We start from the raw sequence: 17,593 nt of genomic DNA on the forward strand, positions 1-17,593 counted from the left end.
GCGGCCAAACGTGCCTCTGATTTCGTGAAATCTGAGCAAGGGAGCAGCCCTCAGCCTCGCAGGATTCAAAGAAACACGCATCGGCTTTTGCCCTGCTTCTGCTGACCGTTTCCCGTAGCTCTATGCTTTAAATCTGAGAATAAATCTAAAGCATGGTGGTGATGGTAGGGCCAGATTTTATGTAGAACTACCCTAAGTTATTGTTCTAAATAAGGTTATTAGCCTTGAAACCCCCTGTAAAACTGCCCTTTGGGCCTGTGGATATCTGTGGATAACTGGGTTGGACCCGCTAAGAGGCTTTTTTATCCACAGGTCGCCCTACTTATACACAGGGCTTACCCCCAGAGCTGCCCTTTTGGAAATTAAGGCGCGATTTCGTGAAATCTGCAGAGGTGTGGACGGCATCGCTCTTCAGATTTGAAGAAATCTTGGGTTGTTCCACGTGGAGTGGATCTGCCGCCCCCGCGTTTGAAGAACGTGCTCCATGCGGATGCTTTAAGCTGCGCCTCTGCCAGCCACGAGCGTCGTAGCGGCATCGCGATTTCTTTCGAGCGTCAATGCATATCGTCCGTGTTGCCTTGAACCGCGTGCGTCGGTTCGATTCGGTGGAGTTATCGCCCCGCCCTGGTATCAACCTGATCACCGGCGCCAATGGCGCGGGCAAGACCAGCCTGCTTGAAGCCCTGCATTTGATGGCCTACGGCCGCAGTTTTCGCGGGCGGGTGCGTGATGGCCTGGTGCAGAAAGGTGCTGAAGGCCTGGATGTGTTCGTGGAATGGCAGGAAGGCACCGATTCGGGGGGCATAACGCGCCGCGCCGGGCTGCGTCATAGCGGGCAAACCTGGAAAGGCAGGCTGGATGGCGAAGATGTTCCCCAGCTGGGCACCCTTTGTGCCGCTTTGGCGGTAGTGACGTTCGAGCCCGGAAGCCACGCATTGGTCAGTGGTGGCAGCGAGCCGCGTCGACGTTTCGTCGATTGGGGATTGTTCCACGTGGAACCTGACTTCCTACCGCTTTGGCGCCGTTACACGCGTGCCCTGAAGCAGCGCAACGCGCTGCTCAAGGCAGGAGCGCCCGGAAAACAGCTGGATGCCTGGGATTTGGAGCTGGCACAGGCCGGAACGCCCCTCACTTCCCGTCGTCAACAGTATCTGGAGCGCTTGCAGGAGCGCGCCGTCACGCTTGCCGCTGAGTTGGCGCCAGGCCTGCAGTTGCAGACGATGGAGCTGCAGCCGGGGTGGCGTCGCAACGAAATGTCCCTGGCCGACGCATTGTTGCTGGCTCGCGACCGCGACCGGATGGCGGGTTACACCTCGGTCGGTCCTCATCGGGCCGATTGGACGGTAGGCTTTGCGCAGATTCCGGGGCGCGACGCGCTTTCGCGTGGCCAAGCCAAGCTGACCGCATTGGCCTGTCTGCTGGCACAGGCTGACGACTACGCGGCCGAACGCGGCGAATGGCCGGTAATTGCGCTGGACGATCTGGGATCGGAGCTGGATCGCAATCACCAGCAGCGCGTATTGCAGCGTTTGGCGGCGACACCGGCGCAGGTTTTTATTACCGCGACGGAAGTCCCTCCTGCGTTGGAGTCCGAATTGCGCCCCGCGGCGGTGTTCCACGTGGAACATGGCGCGGTTCTGGCGTTGAACTGACGCTTCAGGGCGGAAATCTGCCCGGCGGGTATAATCGGGACGCAATCCCCTATCTCTCGTGCATCTGCCCCAACCGGGGCGGGTGTGTGACCTGCGGAGCCCATGGCCAGCGCAATGACCGAAGAACAGAACATCCCGGCCAATAACGGCAACTACGACGCAAACAGCATTACCGCTTTGGAAGGTCTGGAAGCGGTCCGCAAGCGTCCTGGCATGTACATCGGTGACGTCCATGACGGCACCGGTCTGCACCACATGGTGTTCGAGGTTGTCGATAACTCCATCGACGAAGCCTTGGCGGGTCACGCCGACAATGTGTCGGTGACCATCCACGCCGACGGCTCGGTGTCGGTATCGGACAACGGTCGCGGTATTCCGGTCGGCAAGCACGAGCAGATGAGCAAGAAGCTCGATCGCGAAGTGTCTGCTGCCGAAGTGGTGATGACCGTCCTGCATGCCGGCGGCAAGTTCGACGACAACAGCTACAAGGTTTCCGGCGGTCTGCACGGCGTTGGTGTCAGCGTGGTCAACGCCCTGTCGCAGAAGCTGGTGCTGGATATCTACCAGGGTGGCTACCACTACCAGCAGGAATTCAGCGACGGTGCCGCGGTGTATCCGCTGAAGAAGCTGGAAGAAACCAGCAAGCGCGGTACGTCACTGCGCTTCTGGCCGTCGGTGAAGGCATTCAACGACAACGTTGAATTCCATTACGAAATTCTCACCCGGCGCCTGCGCGAACTGTCGTTCCTCAACTCCGGCGTCAAGATCTCGCTGACCGACGAGCGCGGCGAAGGCCGTCATGATGATTTCCATTACGAAGGCGGCATCCGCAGCTTCGTGGAGCATCTGGCACAGCTGAAGACCCCGTTGCATCCGAATGTCATCTCGGTCACCGGCGAGCACGGCGGCATCACGGTTGAAGTTGCGTTGCAGTGGACCGATTCCTATCAGGAGTCGATGTACTGCTTCACCAACAACATCCCGCAGAAGGATGGCGGTACCCACCTGGCGGGTTTCCGCGCTGCGTTGACCCGCGTGTTGAACAACTACATCGAGCAGAACGGCATTGCTAAGCAGGCCAAGATCAGCCTGACCGGCGATGACATGCGCGAAGGCATGATCGCGGTGCTGTCGGTGAAGGTGCCCGATCCGAGCTTCTCCAGCCAGACCAAGGAAAAGCTGGTCAGCTCCGATGTGCGTCCGGCGGTGGAAAATGCCTTCGGCCAGCGTCTGGAAGCGTTCCTGCAGGAAAATCCGAACGAAGCCAAGATCATCGCCGGCAAGATCGTCGATGCCGCCCGTGCCCGTGAAGCCGCCCGCAAGGCGCGCGATCTGACCCGCCGCAAGGGCGCGCTGGATATCGCCGGCTTGCCCGGCAAGCTGGCCGACTGCCAGGAAAAAGATCCGGCGCTGTCCGAACTGTTCATCGTCGAGGGTGACTCGGCAGGTGGCTCGGCCAAGCAGGGCCGTAACCGCAAGAACCAGGCGGTACTGCCGTTGCGCGGCAAGATCCTCAACGTGGAACGTGCCCGTTTCGATCGCATGCTGGCCTCGGACCAGGTCGGTACGCTGATCACCGCACTGGGCACCGGCATTGGCCGCGACGAATACAACCCGGACAAGCTGCGTTACCACAAGATCATCATCATGACCGACGCCGACGTCGACGGCGCGCACATCCGCACGCTGCTGTTGACGTTCTTCTACCGTCAGATGCCTGAGCTGATCGAGCGTGGTTACGTCTACATCGGCCTGCCGCCGCTGTACAAAATCAAGCAGGGCAAGACCGAGTTGTATCTCAAGGACGACCCGGCGCTGGATGCGTACCTGGCCAACAGTGCAGTGGAAAACGCCGCGTTGACGCCGGCCACCGGCGAGCCGCCGATCGAAGGCGTGGCACTGGAAAAACTGCTGCTGACCTACGCCAGCGCGCAGGCCGCCATTGATCGCAATGCGCACCGCTACGATCGCCAAGTGCTGGAGGCGCTGGTCGATTTCACGCCGATGGATCTGCAGCATCTGCGCACTGCCGGCGAAGGCGAAGGCCTGGATGCATTGGCCAAGCGTTTGAACCAGGGCAGCCTCGGCACGCCACGTTTCAGCTTGGTGCTGCAGGAGCCGAACGAAAACCGTCCGGCCGCCGTGCTGGTCACCCGCCGTCACATGGGCGAAGAACACATCCAGGTGCTGCCGCTGTCGGCATTTGAATCTGGCGAACTGCGTCCGCTGCACCAAGCATCGCAGCTGTTGCATGGTCTGATCCGCGAAGGCGGCAGCATCAGCCGTGGCAACAAGAGCACCGAGGTCAGCGGCTTCGCTCAGGCGCAGGCCTGGTTGATGGAAGAAGCCAAGAAGGGCCGCCAGATCCAGCGATTCAAGGGTCTGGGTGAAATGAATCCGGAGCAGTTGTGGGACACCACCGTGAACCCGGATACACGCCGTCTGCTGCAGGTTCGCATCGAAGATGCGGTGGAAGCCGATCAGATCTTCAGCACCTTGATGGGGGACGTGGTTGAACCACGCCGTGATTTCATCGAGGACAACGCGCTGAAAGTCATGAATCTGGATATCTGACACAATCCAGACGCAACAGCGGGCGCCTGCTTCTCGCGGCGCCCGTTTTTTTTGCCCGTCAGCTGCTACCCACAGGCCTGCGATGTCCCTCCCTCCCCCGGTTCCGGTTACTTCCCCTACGGCTTCCTTGCCGCCTGCCACCCGCCGTCCCGGTTCGCCGGTGGCAGGTTTTGGCCTGGATCTGCTGATTGCCATCGGCGCCTTGTTGGCGTTGAGCTTGGTTTGCAGCGTGGTGTGGGGACTGTGGCGCGGTATCGAAGTGGGCATGGAAGCGGCGCGCACTGGTGCGGGGACGCCGGCCGCAGCGGACATGGCCGACCTGCTGGGTCAACCCGGTGCCTTGGCGCAGATGTTGATCGCTTTGATCGGCACCGGTGGCGCAGCGTTGTTGCTGTATTTCTGGCGCCGTCGCGCAACTCCAGCCGAGCGCACGCAATCGCGGGTGGCCGCGTTGCGGCCGGCAACGTGGGGGTGGACCGTGCTGGTGGCCGCATGCGTATTTGCCGGCAGCAGCCTGATCGGCATGATCGCCAAGCAGTTTGGTATTGAACCGGTTCCGACCAACCTGCCGCTGATGGAGCAGGCGCTGGCCAACTACCCCGCTTTCCTGGTGGCATTCGCGGTGTTTCTGGCGCCGGCCTACGAAGAGCTGCTGTTCCGACGCGTGTTGTTTGGGCGCCTGTGGGCGGCAGACCGGCCGTGGCTGGGCATGCTGTTGAGCAGTGCTGCGTTCGCGCTGGTCCACGAAATTCCCGGCACCAGCCCCAACACACTGCCGGCGATGATCCAGTTGTGGCTGATCTATGGCGGAATGGGCGCGGCATTTGCCTGGCTGTATCGCCGCACCGGCACGCTTTGGGCAGCCATCGGCGCCCATTCGATCAACAACGCGATCGCGTTGGCGGCTTTGGTTATTTTCGGTACGCAATGATTCTCTATTGCGATTGACGAAAAATTAAGCACTGCACTCGCACACTGCAGTCATGAATGTGGGGGTTCTTCCATGAAAGCCGTCATCCTTGCCACCGTTGCCGCGCTGCTTCTCAGCGCATGTGCGACCACCACGTCTCCCACTGGGCGACGTCAGGTGGTAGGTGGCGTTTCCCAGCAGCAGTTGGATCAGTTGGGTGCACAGGCATTCGCCGAGACCAAGGCCAAGGAGACCGTCAACCGCGACGGCAAACAGAACGCGTATGTGCAGTGCGTGGTCAACGCACTTATCGCCCAGTTGCCTCCTCAGTACCGTGGCGTACGTTGGGAAACAGTGGTCTTTGCCGACAAAGAACCCAATGCGTTTGCCCTGCCCGGCGGCAAGGTTGGTGTGAATACCGGCATTTTCACCGTGGCCCGCAACCAGGACCAGCTCGCTGCAGTCATCGGCCATGAAATCGGTCATGTCATTTCGCGCCATCACGAAGAACGCATCACCAAGCAGCTCGGCGCTTCGGGTCTGCTGCAGGTGGCAAGCGCGCTGGCCGGCGCCGCCTACGGCAACACGGCCGCCAACACGGTCAGCCAACTCGGCGGCATGAGTGCGCAGACCCTGGTGCTGCTGCCCGGCTCGCGCACCCAGGAAAGCGAGGCCGACGTGGTCGGCCAGCGGCTGATGGCCCAGGCCGGTTTTGATCCGGCGCAGGCGGTCAACCTGTGGCAGAACATGATGGCGGCCAGTGGAAACCGTTCTCCGCAATGGTTGTCGACCCACCCCGACCCGGCCAATCGCATCCGCGAATTACAACGTGACGCGCCCGCACTGGAGCCGATTTACCGGCAAGCGCGGCAATCCGGGATAACCCCGAGATGCGGATGAAACGGGAGATTGTTGCAGTACACCAACGGAAGTGATTTCTCCGTTAAATATTTTCTGATACGTTTGCGAGCTCGGTTTCTTTCCGATTGTCTGAATTCTTGCCGCCCCGGCGGTTTCAATGAGGTGAACCATGATCTTCCGCAGCCCTAAACAAGCCGTGCTTTCCGTCCTCATCGCGACCGCGCTTGGTGGTGTTGTGGTGGCTGACGCTTCGGCGCAGTCGCGTTCCAGCGAACGCGGTGAACGTGGCAATCGTGGTTCGGCCAAGGCCGAAGTGTTGTTCCCGGAAGCCACCCGCGAAGAACCCAAGGGCAAGGCCTCCTCGAAGATGGGCAGCAAGCTCAACAAGCTGTTCGCCGCCTACAACAAGGACGAGTACGCAGAAACCCGCACGCTGGCCGATGAAATCATCGCCGCTGCCGATGCCAACGACTACGACAAGGCTGTTGCCAACCAGCTGGCATCGCAGGCCGCGTACAACCTGGAAGACTCCGCCGCAGCCAAGCAGTACCTGCAGCAGGCCGTCACCCTCAACGCGCTGGACAACAACGGCCACTACCAAGCCCTGCTGATGCTGGCCCAGTTGCAGTTGCAGGACGATCAGTACGCCGAAGGCCTGGCCAACCTGGACAAGTACTTCGCCGAGTCCAAGTCGAATAAGCCGGAAGAACTGATCATCAAGGGTCAGGCGCTGTACCAGAGCGAAAAGTACGCCGAGGCCATTCCGGTGCTGAAAGCGGCCATCGCCGCCTCGCCCGAGCCGAAGGACAACTGGAACCAGCTGCTGATGGCGGCCTACGCTGAAGCTGGCCAGACCGGTGAAGCGGTGAAGGAAGCCGAGGCACTGGCGGCCAAGAACCCGGCCGACAAGAAAGCCCAGCTCAACCTGGCCAGCATGTACATGCAGGCCGATCAGATGGACAAGGCTGCTGCAGTGATGGACAAACTGCGTGCGGCTGGACAGCTCACCGAAGAGCGCGAATACAAGCAGTTGTATTCGATCTATGCCAACACCGAGAACAAGGAACGGGACGTCATTGCGGTGATCAACGAGGGCATGTCCAAGGGCATCCTCAAGCCGGATTACCAGACCTACCTGGCACTGGCGCAGTCGTACTACTACACCGATCAGGTGCCGCAGGCGATCGAGGCATGGCGTAACGCCGCGCCGTTGTCCAAGGATGGCGAGACGTATCTCAATCTGGCACGTGTTCTGCATGCGGAAGGTCGTATTCCCGAAGCCAAGCAGGCCGCGCGCGATGCGAAGGCAAAGGGTGTCAAAAACCCTGGCGATGCTGACAAAATCATCAACCTGAAGTAAGCAGGAATAACGCCTGAACAGCTGTATTTGTGATGCGCAGCTGGTCAGGATTGGTATAAGCTTGGAGGTTCCTGCGGTGTCATGCACCGCTGAATCAGGGGCGACAAAACAGCGTCGTTCCGGCCCCACTAACGAGTTCTTGGCGCATGACGGAACAACTGGTCTTCCACCACAGGCATGACGGCGAAAAAGATACGGGGCTCAGCTGGCCTCGCATTGCCGGTATCGCCTTTGTAATCGCACTTCATCTGGCAGCTCTGATGATGCTTCTTATTCCTGCCGTGGCCCCAAAGGCCGCAGCGGAAAAGGAACGCAACGTCATGGTGACGCTGGTCGACGCACCGCCGCCGCCACCGCCGCCGCCGCCGCCGCCGCCGCCGCAGGACACTCCGCCGCCGCCGGTCAAGAACCTGTCGCCGCCGAAGCCCTCGCCGCTGCCGCCGCCGCCGGAAGCCCCGGTGATCGACGTACCGGAGCCGCGTCCCAACGACGTGGTGACCCCGCCGTCGCCGCCGTCGCCGCCTTCACCGCCGGTCGATATCCAGGCCAGCGTGGACATCTCGTCCAAGGCAATGAACCCGCCGCGTTACCCGCCGGCCGCATTCCGCGCAGGTATTCAGGGCGAGGTCATCCTGATCATTGATGTCGATGCCAACGGCAACGTCACCAATGTGTCCGTCGAGAAATCCAGCCGCAACCGCGACCTCGACCGAGCTGCAATGGAAGCGGCGCGCAAGTGGAAGTTCAACCCCGCCCAGAGTGGTGGGTCGAAGGCAGCTGGTCGCGTCCGCGTCCCAGTCAACTTTGCGCTGAGCTGATCGGCGTGGCGGCCCTTGCGGTCGCCCGCCCAACAGCTCGACATTAGCAACACCCTTTAACACCACACACAACAAAGGTAAGCGTCATGCTGCAGGAAATTTTCATCGCCGCCGCTGCCGGGGGCAACGCAAACAACGCGCTCTCGCAGATGGGCTTCGAGCATCTGATCCACGAAATGACCTCCAAGCCGGGCGATTTCGCCGTCTCCTGGGTCGTGCTGATCACCCTGGTGGCGATGTCGGCAATGTCCTGGTACTGGACTGTCATCAACATCTTCCGTACCACCCGCCTGAAGTCGGCCGCTGATCGCGTGCCGGGCCTGTTCTGGGATGCCCCGAACGCTCAGGACGCAATCCGCGCCATGGAAGAACAGCCGGCTTCGGAGCCGTTCTCCAAGATCGCTCTGGACGCTGCCCAGGCCGCTGCCCATCACCAGCAGGCTGGTGCCGGCGAAACCCTGAGCCGTTCGGAATTCGTTGATCGCGCCCTGCGTCAGGCCGTGACCCGCGAATCGAACCGTCTGCAGGGCGGCATGATCCTTCTGGCTACCGTCGGTGCAACCGCTCCGTTCGTTGGTCTGCTGGGTACCGTGTGGGGCATCTACGGCGCGCTGATCAAGATCGGTGCTACCGGTTCTGCCTCGATCGACGCCGTTGCCGGCCCGGTGGGTGAAGCACTGATCATGACCGCCATCGGTCTGTTCGTGGCTATCCCGGCCGTGTTCGCCTTCAACTTCTTCAGCAAGATCAACAGCGCCACGATCAGCAAGTTCGATACGTTCGCTCACGACCTGCACGACTTCTTCGCCACTGGTTCGCGCGTTCGCTAATCCAGTAAGCCGAGCAGTCATCGCAACGATATAGACGGAGCCCGTTATGGCTTTCAGTAGTGGCAACAGCAGCGGCCCAATGGCCGACATCAACGTGACGCCCCTCGTGGACGTGATGTTGGTGCTGCTGATCATCTTCATCATCACGGCTCCCCTGATGTCCCACAAGGTCAAGGTGGAGTTGCCCGAGGCCAACCTGATTCAGAATCCGGAAGATGCTGAAAAGCGTCCGAATCCGATCACGGTTGCCGTCACGGAAGACGGGACGCTCTACTGGAACGACGAGAAGGTCTCCAAGGAGACCTTGGAATCGCGTTTCGCTACCGCTGCCCAGCAAACGCCGCAGCCGCCGCTGAATCTTCGTGGTGACAAAACCACCAAGATGAGCGTGATCAATGAAGTAACAAAGATCGCGCAGGGTCAGGGCATGTTGGACGTCGGCTTCGTTGCTACCAAAGTAAAGGGGCAATAAGCGATGGCATTCAGTAGTGGTGGTAACAAGGGCCCAATGGCCGACATCAACGTCACGCCCCTCGTGGACGTGATGCTGGTGCTGTTGATCATCTTCATCGTGACCGCGCCGATCATGACGTACCCGATCGCCGTGGATCTGCCGCAGCGGGTTATCAACCCGCCGCCGCAGGTGCGCGAGCCGCCGCCGCCGATTGATCTGCGTGTGGATGCGAGCAACCAGGTTTACTGGAACAACAGTCCGGTGAACGTGGGCGACCTGCAGCAGAAGATGGAAGAAGAAGTACAGAAGGATCCGACCAACCAGCCGGAACTTCGCATCGAAGCCAGCCCGGATTCGGAGTACGACGTCATGGCCAAGATTCTTGCCCAGGCGAAGAATGCTCAGATGAAGAAGATCGGTTTCGTGCAGTGACGTAACACCAAGTCATGACGCGACTGGAAGACGCCTCCGTTATTCGGAGGCGTCTTTTTTTTTTTGCGGTTTTTGAACGGATACGCGTTGGTGGATTGGGTGAGAGCGATGCTGCGCATGGCTCGGTTACTGCAGGTATCCATCGGCCGCGTGCTAGGTGCTGAGCGCGCGATAAGCATTGTCGGCTTCGCGGCTGAAGCCGCTCCTCCAGCGGCAGTGAGCGCTCGCGGCGGAAGGGTTTGTTGTGATCTGTAGGTGCGGCTTCAGCCGCGAAGATGTGGAATTTATCCACAGCCTCTCAGTTATCCACAGTTGATCCCGCCGCGCGGTCTGCGGCCGAGGTTGTGAGTGGTTGTGGATCTCTGGGCTGGAACACGGGCGGATACGCCGTGTTCTTCGTGGAAGCGTGGGCCGCCCTGCCCCGCTGCCCTGCGGTATCGCTCAGGTGGCGGGGCTGTCGGCCTGAGTGATGAGTTTCAGGTACTCGGTGACAGTGGTTTCCAGGCCGTCGTACAGCGCTTCGCCGATCAGGGCGTGACCGATGGAAACTTCCAGCACGTCGGGGACGTGCGACAGGAAATGGTAGAGATTGGCCTGCGACAGATCGTGGCCGGCGTTGACGCCCAGACCGGCGGCTTGTGCGCGGCGCGCGGCGGTGACGAACTGGGGGGGTGCCTGTTCCAGGTTGCCGTTGGCGAAGGCTTCGGCATACGGGCCTGTGTATAACTCGATGCGGTCGGCACCGAGTGCGGCCGCTTGTGCGATGTCTGCGTTGCCGGCATCGACGAACAGGCTGACGCGGCAGCCATAGCTCTTCAATTCCGTGATCAACGGGCGCAGACGTTCGCCATCGCGGGCGAAATCAAACCCGTGATCGGAGGTGAGCTGGCCGTCGGTGTCGGGCACCAAAGTGGCCTGCGCCGGGCGGGTCTGCTCACACAGCTGCAGCAGGCCGGGATATCCCTCGCGCGGTGGCGCGAACGGGTTGCCTTCGATGTTGAACTCGACGCCGTGCTGACGCGTGAGTTCGGATAGCGCGAACACGTCATCGGCGCGAATGTGGCGTTGGTCCGGTCGCGGGTGCACGGTGATGCCGTGGGCGCCGGCGCGCAGGCAAGTCATCGCCGCGCGCACCACATCCGGATCGGTGCCGCCGCGCGAGTTGCGCAACACGGCGATCTTGTTGACGTTGACGCTGAGACTGGTCATGGCTGTGCGGGATCGTTCTTTGTTGTCGGGCTGTCCTGCGCCGGTTCCTGCGCCGCGTTCTGGCTACGCAGTTGATCACGCAGTGCCTGCAATTCGGCCGCATGCAACGGCCGAGGTGCGTCGCTGACCACGCCGCCAACGCGGGCGGCAAACAAGCCTTTTACCCACAGCACCGTGAACAGCAGCGAGGCGAACAACGACAGCACCAACAGCCACATCTGTGTTGTCGAAATGGCGAGCACGAATGCACCGAGTGCGAGCAGCAGAAACAGCCAGTACATGGACACGACCTCCCCGTAGAGAGGTGCAGTGTAACGGCGCCGGGCGCTGCTGTTCCACGTGTTATGGCGTGATTTCGAGCTGATTTTGGAGATGCTGAATTGCAGTTTCCGGGCGTGTGCCGTCTGCGCGCCGAACCCCTACCGTTGGTCGGGGCAGCTGTGCATAACTCTGTTGTTTGGCCTGCGCGAGTTGCCGAGCGAGGAAGGATGACGGTTCCCCCTTGGCGGCAGCACACGGGAGGCGGATGCGCCTTTGCGCCCATCACATTGAGCACTGCAGCCGCGCGTCGCGGGTTCCGGCACGCAGGCATCGGGATTGGCATGCTCAGCGTTACTCGAAGCGGGAACGTGTCGCGTACGGGCTTTACTCGGGCCGAGCGCATGAGCCGACGTTGTTCAAAAAACTGTCCACAGGGAACTGTGGATATCCGCAATGCATGGCATGTGCGGCAGGGCGTTGTGCCGCGAAAGCGGATCTCCCGGAAAGAAGTTCCATGTGAGATGTGCTTTGAAGTGAGTAGTAGCGCGGCTGCCGCTTCGTTCAAGCAGTTGTTCACAGGCCGCTGTGGATATATCTTCACCACCCGGCTTGGAGCGTCTGCATGCAACGGACCATGCCCGTGGAACTCCCTGCGGAAAAACGCGCATGCCGCGCTGTTGCCGTCGGCAGTAGAGATCGCGTGCATCCGTCCAAATAGTTGTCCACAGCTGATTGTGGATATCCATGATGCACGGCGTCGGCCGAAGGGCCGCGCCGTGCAGTGCGTACTCGCGAAACCCAATGTGGACGCGCGTCTGGATGACGCTGCTGCTGGACGAGGCGGTCGCGCCCGCTCGCTCAAGCAGTTGTCCACAGGTAATTGTGGATATCTGTAATGCAGCATGCGGCGGAAAGATTGCCTGCATGCAGCCGAGCCCTGCCCCATCGTTTCCATGCGAATTCGCGGAGTCGATGATGCGCTGGAAGGGAAAACCCCGGCGCACCATGTCCAGAGAGTTGTCCACAGATGGCTGTGGACAAACGGTATTTCCTGAAGCGGCGAATCCGATCAGAGCAGCGGCGAGGCCAGCCGTGCGAAGGCTTCAGGCAGGCGTTCGCGCCACAGCGGGCGGCGACGGTTCAATCGCACTTCGGTCGCGCTGTTGAATTCCTCGCGCAGGATGGCGTCCAGTTCGGCAGTCAGCTTGCGGTCGGTGTACATCATCGACAGCTCGAAATTGAGGCGGAAGCTGCGGTGATCGAAGTTGGCGGTGCCGACGATGCAGGTGTGGTCGTCGGCGATGAAGGCTTTGCTGTGCAACATGCGCGGGCCGTATTCAAAGATGCGCACGCCGGCTTCCAGCAGCTCGTCGAAATACGAGCGTGCGGCCAAGGTGACAAATTTGGAATCGCTTTGCTTGGGCACCATCAACCGCGTGTCCAGCCCGCCGAGCGCGGCCGAGGTGAGCGCCATGCGCGCGGCTTCGCCGGGCACGAAATACGGTGTCACCAACCAGACGCGGCGCTTGGCCTCCTGGATGGCGGCCACATGCAGGCGGTGGATCGGTTCCCACGCCGAATCCGGGCCGGAAATCAGCACCTGCGCCTGGATGCTGCCCTGCGCGCGGGTGGGAACGTCGGGCGGGAACAAATCGGTGCGTTGGAACACGCTGTCGCTCTGCCCGGTGGCGTAGATCCAGTCCTCCAGAAAGACCAGCTGCAGGCTGTGCACGACGTGCCCGCGGATGCGCATATGCAGGTCGCGATAGGCGTTGGGGTTGCGGCTGTCGTCTTCCTCGTCGGTGACATTGATGCCGCCGGTGAAGGCTACCTCGCCGTCCATCACCACCAGTTTGCGGTGGGTACGCAGGTTCAACCACGGGCGTTTGAATGGCTTGAGCAGTTGTCGTGGATGAAACCAGGCCACTTCGCCACCGGCGTCCAACAGCGGCTGCAGGAAGTGCTTGCGGATACGCGCCGAACCCACCGCATCGAGCAGCAGCCGCACCTTCACGCCAGCCTTGGCGCGCTCGACCAAGGCATCACGCATGGCCGTGCCGGCGTGGTCGGGCTCGAAGATGTAGTACTCCAGATTCACATGACGGCGCGCCTGACCGATGGCGTCGATGATGGCCGCGTATGTGGCTGCACCGTCCACCAGCCAATCCACGTCGGTGGCGCTGCTGGGCGACAGGCCGGTGGTGGCCTGGCCAACCCGGGCCAGCTCGGCGCAGTGCTGGTCGGGCGGACACAGGGTTTCGTAGGTGCTCATGCCTTCGCGGGAGCGGCCACGGCGCAGGCGTTGGCGCACGATTTTCTGCGGCCCGAACAGGTAAAAAACGAATAGACCGATGTAAGGCAATGCCGCCAGCGACAGGATCCAACTGAGCGTGGCCACCGGTTCGCGCTTCTGCAGGACGATGTAGCAGGCCAGCACCAGCAGATAGACGACATAGGTGGCGGCCAGAATCTGGGCCAGGTGGGGAATGCTGGTGAGGGTGGTCCAGAGGACCTGCAGGGTTTCGCGCATGCGCCGATTCTAGCCATCACCGACGGTCACGCGTGCCGTGGACAACGCTGTGGGTAACTTTTCAGCGGCCGTACCCGATAACCGGGGCGCTGCGGAGGGAACTGCCGTCGACACGGCGCGGATCAGCGATCCAATCTCGGACAATCCTGAGATTGCAGGCCTCTCAGCAGCAGAATCCTCGCCAGGCTCACTGCTGGCGTCATTGCTGCCCAGCGAGAGAACCGCGCCGAGCACATTCATCATGTTGTGGATAACTCGGTGGATTCCCTTAGCACGGTAGCGTGGGAAGGTGCGGCGCTCAGCGGCCGGATCAGGGTCACGTTGATCGTCCAAGGCAGCGGCGCCACCAAGCACAAGACCGGCTGAAGCCGGGAGCCGCTGAATGCGGCCCGTCGCGGAATCTGCGACAGGCGCGCGGTAGCGTAGGCGCATGCCTACCCCGATCAAAGGCCGCGGTGCCACCAGTCACCTCGCCGGCCGTTTTGAAACCCAGATAGCCGAAGCCGTTGACGACGGCTGGTCGGTGGACGAGAGCGAGGAGTTCGCCGAACCGCGCCTGCGCACCGACGTGCGCCCGGAAATCGCGCGCAGCATCATCAGCCGCAACAACTCGCCGGACGTGGGCTTCAGCCAATCGGTCAATCCGTACCGGGGCTGCGAGCACGGTTGCTCGTATTGCTTCGCGCGGCCCACGCACGCGTACCTCAACCTGTCGCCGGGGCTGGATTTTGAAACCAAGATCTTCGCCAAGACCAACGCCGCCGACGTGCTGCGTCGCGAACTGGCCAAGCCGGGCTACGTGCCGCAACCCATCGCGCTCGGTATCAACACCGACGCCTACCAACCCATCGAACGCAAGTTGGGCATCACCCGGCAATTGATCGAAGTGATGCAGGAAACCCGGCATCCGTTTTCGCTGATTACCAAGAACGCACTGGTCGAACGCGACATCGATCTGCTTGCGCCACTGGCCGAGCAGAAGCTGGTGAGCGTGCATTTCTCGGTGACTTCGCTGGACTCGCACCTGTCGGCAAAACTCGAACCGCGTGCGTCTGCGCCGCATGCACGTCTGCGCGCGATGCGGCGGCTCAGTGATGCCGGCATTCCGGTGGGCGTGATGGTGGCGCCGGTGATTCCGTGGATCAACGATGCGGAGTTGGAAGCCGTGCTGGAAGCAGCGCGCAATGCCGGTGCCAGCAGTGCCGGTTACGTGCTGCTGCGCCTGCCGTATGAAGTGGCGCCGCTGTTCCGTGATTGGCTGCAGGCGCATTACCCACAGCGCGCGGATCACGTGATGAGCACCATCAACCAACTGCGTGGTGGCAAGGATTACAGCAGCGCGTTCGGCAAGCGCATGCGCGGCGAAGGTGCGTATGCGGAGCTATTGGCCAACCGTTTCAAACTCGCCAGCCGACGGCTGGGCTTCAACGCATCGCGTCAGCAATGGCCGTGGCTGGACTGCAGCAAATTCGTCGCACCGTTGGCGCCGAAAAAGCCTTCATTGCAGGGTGAGTTGTTCTGAGCCGGGTAGGAGCGGCCTTGGCCGCGAAGCCGGTAGTCGACGATGCATCTGCAATTGCAGTGCCATGCTGAGAGAATTCTGGTCAGCTTCGCGGCCAGTACCGCTCCTACAGACTGCGATGGGAACCGGTGGTATTGGCCGTAAAGCGGCTGCGCCGACTGGAACAACATCCAGCTCGTCGCGATGAACTTATCCCCCGCCTACGGGCGATTGCCGCGATGGGAGAGGGTGAACACGGTTGGGGCGATCAATAGGTTGCCGATACGTGGCGTGACCTTGCGCTGCTGGAACAGGAACTCGGTTTCGCCTTCGTCAAAATCGTCGTCGGCCGACCGCGTTTGTTCGTAGACCTCGATGAAATCCACGCCGCTCATGGCGCGGCCTCCGCAAGCCGCGACGAATGCGAGGCCACCATCTGCCAGTGCCCGTCGCGCTGCACCCACACGCGGGTGAAGCGGAAGCGTCCCTGCCACGGTTTGCCGTCGCTGACAGCCGCTTGGACGCTGGTGCCGGTGATGATGGCGGTGTCGCCGTAGCGACGCATCTGCACGTCTTCGTTGTCGATGCGGCTATTGCGGCGCTGGCGCGTGGCCAGTTCCTGCAGGTAGTCGGTTTTGTGCTGGATGCGGCCGTCGGAGTGGGTGAGCAGCCAGTCTTCGGCGAGCAATGGCGCCAGTGATTGGGCATCGCCCTGCAGGCGCAGTTGGTTCCAGGCGGCGTCGGCTTGTTCGAGCGTGGCGGGCGTTTGTGCCCAGGCCAGTGCGGGAGCCAGCAACAGCGACAGCAATACGATGGTCAATGAACGCATCGGCAGGTTCTCTGGGGAACTGACGCCAATGGTGGCGTGAATGACGATGTCTGTGTAGTGCCGGGCGGTGCTTGGCGGGCTTTATCGGGGTGTTTCAGTAGTGGAGCGGTAGAGCGCCCTCACCCCAACCCCTCTCCCGCTGCAGCGGGAGAGGGGCTTGAGCCGAAGCCGAAGCTGAAGCCAAAGCCGAAGCCGACGCCGACGCCGAAGCCGACGCCAAAGCCAAAGCCAAAGCCAAAGCCGACGCTATCAGGCCTTGGTGTCGTGCTCGCGGTGGTAACGGGTGGCTTCGGCCACTTCGTTGCGGGAGCCGAGGAACACCGGCACGCGCTGGTGCAGTTGGTCCGGGGCGATGTCGAGGATGCGTTCGCGGCCGTTGGTGGCGGCGCCGCCGGCCTGTTCGACCAGCAGCGACATCGGGTTGGCTTCGTACATCAGCCGCAGCTTGCCGGCCTTGGTCGGATCCTTCTTGTCCCACGGGTAGATGAAGATGCCGCCGCGGGTCAGGATGCGATGCACGTCGGCCACCATCGAGGCGATCCAGCGCATGTTGAAGTTCTTGCCGCGCGCACCTTCCTTGCCGGCCAGCAGATCGGCCACATAGCCCTGCATCGGCGCTTCCCAATGGCGCTGGTTGGACATGTTGATGGCGAACTCCTGGGTGTCCGCCGGCACCTGCATGCCGCGCTGGGTCAGCACGAACTCGCCGGTTTCGCGGTCCAGGGTGAAGGCGTGGGTGCCGTGGCCGACGGTCAGCACCAGCATCGTGCTGGGCCCGTAGATGCAATAACCGGCTGCCACCTGCTGGGTGCCGGCCTGCAGGAAGTGTTCATCCCCAGGCTTATCCACACCCTTGGGCGCGCGCAGCACCGAGAAAATGGTGCCCACCGAGACGTTGACGTCGATGTTGGAGCTGCCGTCCAGCGGGTCGAACAACAGCAGGAAATCGCCCTGTGGATATTCCGACGGCACCAGCTGGCTGTGGTCCATTTCCTCCGATGCGCAGGCGGCCAGATGACCGCCCCAGGCGTTGGCTTCGAGCAGGATTTCGTTGGAGATCACGTCCAGCTTCTTCTGCGCCTCGCCCTGCACGTTGCCGGTGCCGGCATCGCCCAGCACGCCGCCCAAGGCGCCTTTGCTCACCGCGATCGAGATGCTGGTGCAGGCGCGCGCCACCACGGCCACCAACTGGCGCAGGTCGGCATTGATGCGCTGGGCATGCTGTTCTTCGATCAGGAAGCGGGTGAGCGACGTACGGGACATGGACGGGAGCTACCTTCAGACGAAAGGGGCGCTATTGTCGCGGGTTGTCCGTTTTTTTACGAGCCGATGGCGTTGGGTTGTCCTGTTCTGGACAGGAAAGGACATCGGC

General features: G+C 61.7%; 16 protein-coding genes and 1 pseudogene. 10 read left to right on the top strand and 7 right to left on the bottom strand.

The window, feature by feature from the left end:
* Positions 1 to 557 precede the first annotated feature (557 nt).
* The 9 genes from recF to ACREP4_RS06770 all read left to right on the top strand — a co-directional run bounded on the left by recF (position 558) and on the right by ACREP4_RS06770 (position 9,891).
* Complete coding sequence (gene recF, locus ACREP4_RS06730; protein ID WP_431595405.1) at positions 558 to 1,652, top strand: DNA replication/repair protein RecF; 1,095 nt, start codon at positions 558 to 560, stop codon at positions 1,650 to 1,652.
* Positions 1,653 to 1,766: 114 nt separating this feature from the next.
* Positions 1,767 to 4,226, top strand: a complete 2,460-nt coding sequence (gene gyrB / locus ACREP4_RS06735) for a DNA topoisomerase (ATP-hydrolyzing) subunit B (RefSeq protein ID WP_431595406.1) — start codon at positions 1,767 to 1,769, stop codon at positions 4,224 to 4,226.
* Positions 4,227 to 4,308: 82 nt separating this feature from the next.
* Positions 4,309 to 5,157: a CPBP family intramembrane glutamic endopeptidase gene (locus ACREP4_RS06740; RefSeq protein ID WP_431595407.1), complete on the top strand. Its 849-nt coding sequence runs from the start codon at positions 4,309 to 4,311 to the stop codon at positions 5,155 to 5,157.
* A gap of 72 nt (positions 5,158 to 5,229) precedes the next feature.
* Positions 5,230 to 6,036, top strand: coding sequence for a M48 family metallopeptidase (locus tag ACREP4_RS06745; RefSeq protein ID WP_431595408.1), 807 nt, complete (start codon positions 5,230 to 5,232; stop codon positions 6,034 to 6,036).
* A gap of 130 nt (positions 6,037 to 6,166) precedes the next feature.
* Complete coding sequence (locus ACREP4_RS06750; protein WP_431595409.1) at positions 6,167 to 7,357, top strand: tetratricopeptide repeat protein; 1,191 nt, start codon at positions 6,167 to 6,169, stop codon at positions 7,355 to 7,357.
* A gap of 146 nt (positions 7,358 to 7,503) precedes the next feature.
* Positions 7,504 to 8,175, top strand: a complete 672-nt coding sequence (locus ACREP4_RS06755; RefSeq protein ID WP_431595410.1) for an energy transducer TonB — start codon at positions 7,504 to 7,506, stop codon at positions 8,173 to 8,175.
* Between the two features lie 86 nt (positions 8,176 to 8,261).
* Positions 8,262 to 9,005: a TonB-system energizer ExbB gene (gene exbB, locus ACREP4_RS06760; RefSeq protein ID WP_057636103.1), complete on the top strand. Its 744-nt coding sequence runs from the start codon at positions 8,262 to 8,264 to the stop codon at positions 9,003 to 9,005.
* Between the two features lie 46 nt (positions 9,006 to 9,051).
* Positions 9,052 to 9,477 carry an ExbD/TolR family protein gene (locus ACREP4_RS06765; RefSeq protein WP_431595411.1) on the top strand — a complete coding sequence of 142 codons (426 nt, stop codon included), beginning with the start codon at positions 9,052 to 9,054 and terminating at the stop codon, positions 9,475 to 9,477.
* A gap of 3 nt (positions 9,478 to 9,480) precedes the next feature.
* On the top strand, positions 9,481 to 9,891 hold the full coding sequence (locus ACREP4_RS06770) for an ExbD/TolR family protein (RefSeq protein WP_431595412.1): 411 nt from the start codon (positions 9,481 to 9,483) through the stop codon (positions 9,889 to 9,891).
* 441 nt (positions 9,892 to 10,332) lie between these two features.
* Here the strand turns inward: ACREP4_RS06770 and ACREP4_RS06775 are convergent, their stop codons facing one another.
* From ACREP4_RS06775 to cls, 4 genes are all read right to left on the bottom strand, one after another.
* On the bottom strand, positions 10,333 to 11,100 hold the full coding sequence (locus ACREP4_RS06775) for a pyridoxine 5'-phosphate synthase (protein WP_431595413.1): 768 nt from the start codon (positions 11,098 to 11,100) through the stop codon (positions 10,333 to 10,335).
* Complete coding sequence (locus ACREP4_RS06780; RefSeq protein ID WP_431595414.1) at positions 11,097 to 11,381, bottom strand: hypothetical protein; 285 nt, start codon at positions 11,379 to 11,381, stop codon at positions 11,097 to 11,099. The genes ACREP4_RS06775 and ACREP4_RS06780 overlap by 4 nt, the downstream gene beginning before the upstream one ends.
* Before the next feature lie 396 nt (positions 11,382 to 11,777).
* The gene (locus ACREP4_RS06785; protein WP_431595415.1) at positions 11,778 to 12,386 is read right to left on the bottom strand and encodes a hypothetical protein; all 609 of its coding nucleotides are present in this window, start codon (positions 12,384 to 12,386) and stop codon (positions 11,778 to 11,780) included.
* Positions 12,387 to 12,430: 44 nt separating this feature from the next.
* Positions 12,431 to 13,891 (bottom strand): cardiolipin synthase, encoded by a 1,461-nt coding sequence (cls, locus tag ACREP4_RS06790; RefSeq protein WP_431595416.1) that lies wholly within the window; start codon positions 13,889 to 13,891, stop codon positions 12,431 to 12,433.
* A 430-nt stretch (positions 13,892 to 14,321) separates the two neighbouring features.
* Between cls and ACREP4_RS06795 the strand changes: the two genes are divergently transcribed.
* Complete coding sequence (locus ACREP4_RS06795) at positions 14,322 to 15,413, top strand: PA0069 family radical SAM protein (protein WP_431595417.1); 1,092 nt, start codon at positions 14,322 to 14,324, stop codon at positions 15,411 to 15,413.
* Here the strand turns inward: ACREP4_RS06795 and ACREP4_RS06800 are convergent.
* The 3 genes and pseudogenes from ACREP4_RS06800 to ACREP4_RS06810 all read right to left on the bottom strand — a co-directional run.
* Positions 15,329 to 15,739, bottom strand: a pseudogene (locus tag ACREP4_RS06800) (hypothetical protein); the annotation flags it as partial. The gene ACREP4_RS06795 and the pseudogene ACREP4_RS06800 overlap by 85 nt on opposite strands.
* Before the next feature lie 44 nt (positions 15,740 to 15,783).
* Positions 15,784 to 16,221: a nuclear transport factor 2 family protein gene (locus tag ACREP4_RS06805; protein ID WP_431595418.1), complete on the bottom strand. Its 438-nt coding sequence runs from the start codon at positions 16,219 to 16,221 to the stop codon at positions 15,784 to 15,786.
* Between the two features lie 249 nt (positions 16,222 to 16,470).
* Positions 16,471 to 17,484, bottom strand: coding sequence for a class 1 fructose-bisphosphatase (locus ACREP4_RS06810; RefSeq protein ID WP_431595419.1), 1,014 nt, complete (start codon positions 17,482 to 17,484; stop codon positions 16,471 to 16,473).
* Between the last annotated feature and the right edge of the window lie 109 nt (positions 17,485 to 17,593).

It is taken from the genome of Stenotrophomonas sp., assembly GCF_050737575.1.
Lineage (GTDB): Bacteria > Pseudomonadota > Gammaproteobacteria > Xanthomonadales > Xanthomonadaceae > Stenotrophomonas.

Excerpts from the sequence above, each read along its gene's own strand:
- ACREP4_RS06780 (WP_431595414.1), bottom strand. The coding sequence starts at position 11,381 with ATGTACTGGCTGTTTCTGCTGCTCGCACTCGGTGCATTCGTGCTCGCC.
- ACREP4_RS06775 (WP_431595413.1), bottom strand. The coding sequence starts at position 11,100 with ATGACCAGTCTCAGCGTCAACGTCAACAAGATCGCCGTGTTGCGCAAC.
- cls (WP_431595416.1), bottom strand. The coding sequence starts at position 13,891 with ATGCGCGAAACCCTGCAGGTCCTCTGGACCACCCTCACCAGCATTCCC.
- ACREP4_RS06765 (WP_431595411.1), top strand. The coding sequence starts at position 9,052 with ATGGCTTTCAGTAGTGGCAACAGCAGCGGCCCAATGGCCGACATCAAC.
- ACREP4_RS06740 (WP_431595407.1), top strand. The coding sequence starts at position 4,309 with ATGTCCCTCCCTCCCCCGGTTCCGGTTACTTCCCCTACGGCTTCCTTG.
- ACREP4_RS06795 (WP_431595417.1), top strand. The coding sequence starts at position 14,322 with ATGCCTACCCCGATCAAAGGCCGCGGTGCCACCAGTCACCTCGCCGGC.
- ACREP4_RS06770 (WP_431595412.1), top strand. The coding sequence starts at position 9,481 with ATGGCATTCAGTAGTGGTGGTAACAAGGGCCCAATGGCCGACATCAAC.
- gyrB (WP_431595406.1), top strand. The coding sequence starts at position 1,767 with ATGACCGAAGAACAGAACATCCCGGCCAATAACGGCAACTACGACGCA.
- ACREP4_RS06805 (WP_431595418.1), bottom strand. The coding sequence starts at position 16,221 with ATGCGTTCATTGACCATCGTATTGCTGTCGCTGTTGCTGGCTCCCGCA.
- ACREP4_RS06810 (WP_431595419.1), bottom strand. The coding sequence starts at position 17,484 with ATGTCCCGTACGTCGCTCACCCGCTTCCTGATCGAAGAACAGCATGCC.
- recF (WP_431595405.1), top strand. The coding sequence starts at position 558 with ATGCATATCGTCCGTGTTGCCTTGAACCGCGTGCGTCGGTTCGATTCG.
- ACREP4_RS06745 (WP_431595408.1), top strand. The coding sequence starts at position 5,230 with ATGAAAGCCGTCATCCTTGCCACCGTTGCCGCGCTGCTTCTCAGCGCA.
- ACREP4_RS06750 (WP_431595409.1), top strand. The coding sequence starts at position 6,167 with ATGATCTTCCGCAGCCCTAAACAAGCCGTGCTTTCCGTCCTCATCGCG.
- ACREP4_RS06755 (WP_431595410.1), top strand. The coding sequence starts at position 7,504 with ATGACGGAACAACTGGTCTTCCACCACAGGCATGACGGCGAAAAAGAT.
- exbB (WP_057636103.1), top strand. The coding sequence starts at position 8,262 with ATGCTGCAGGAAATTTTCATCGCCGCCGCTGCCGGGGGCAACGCAAAC.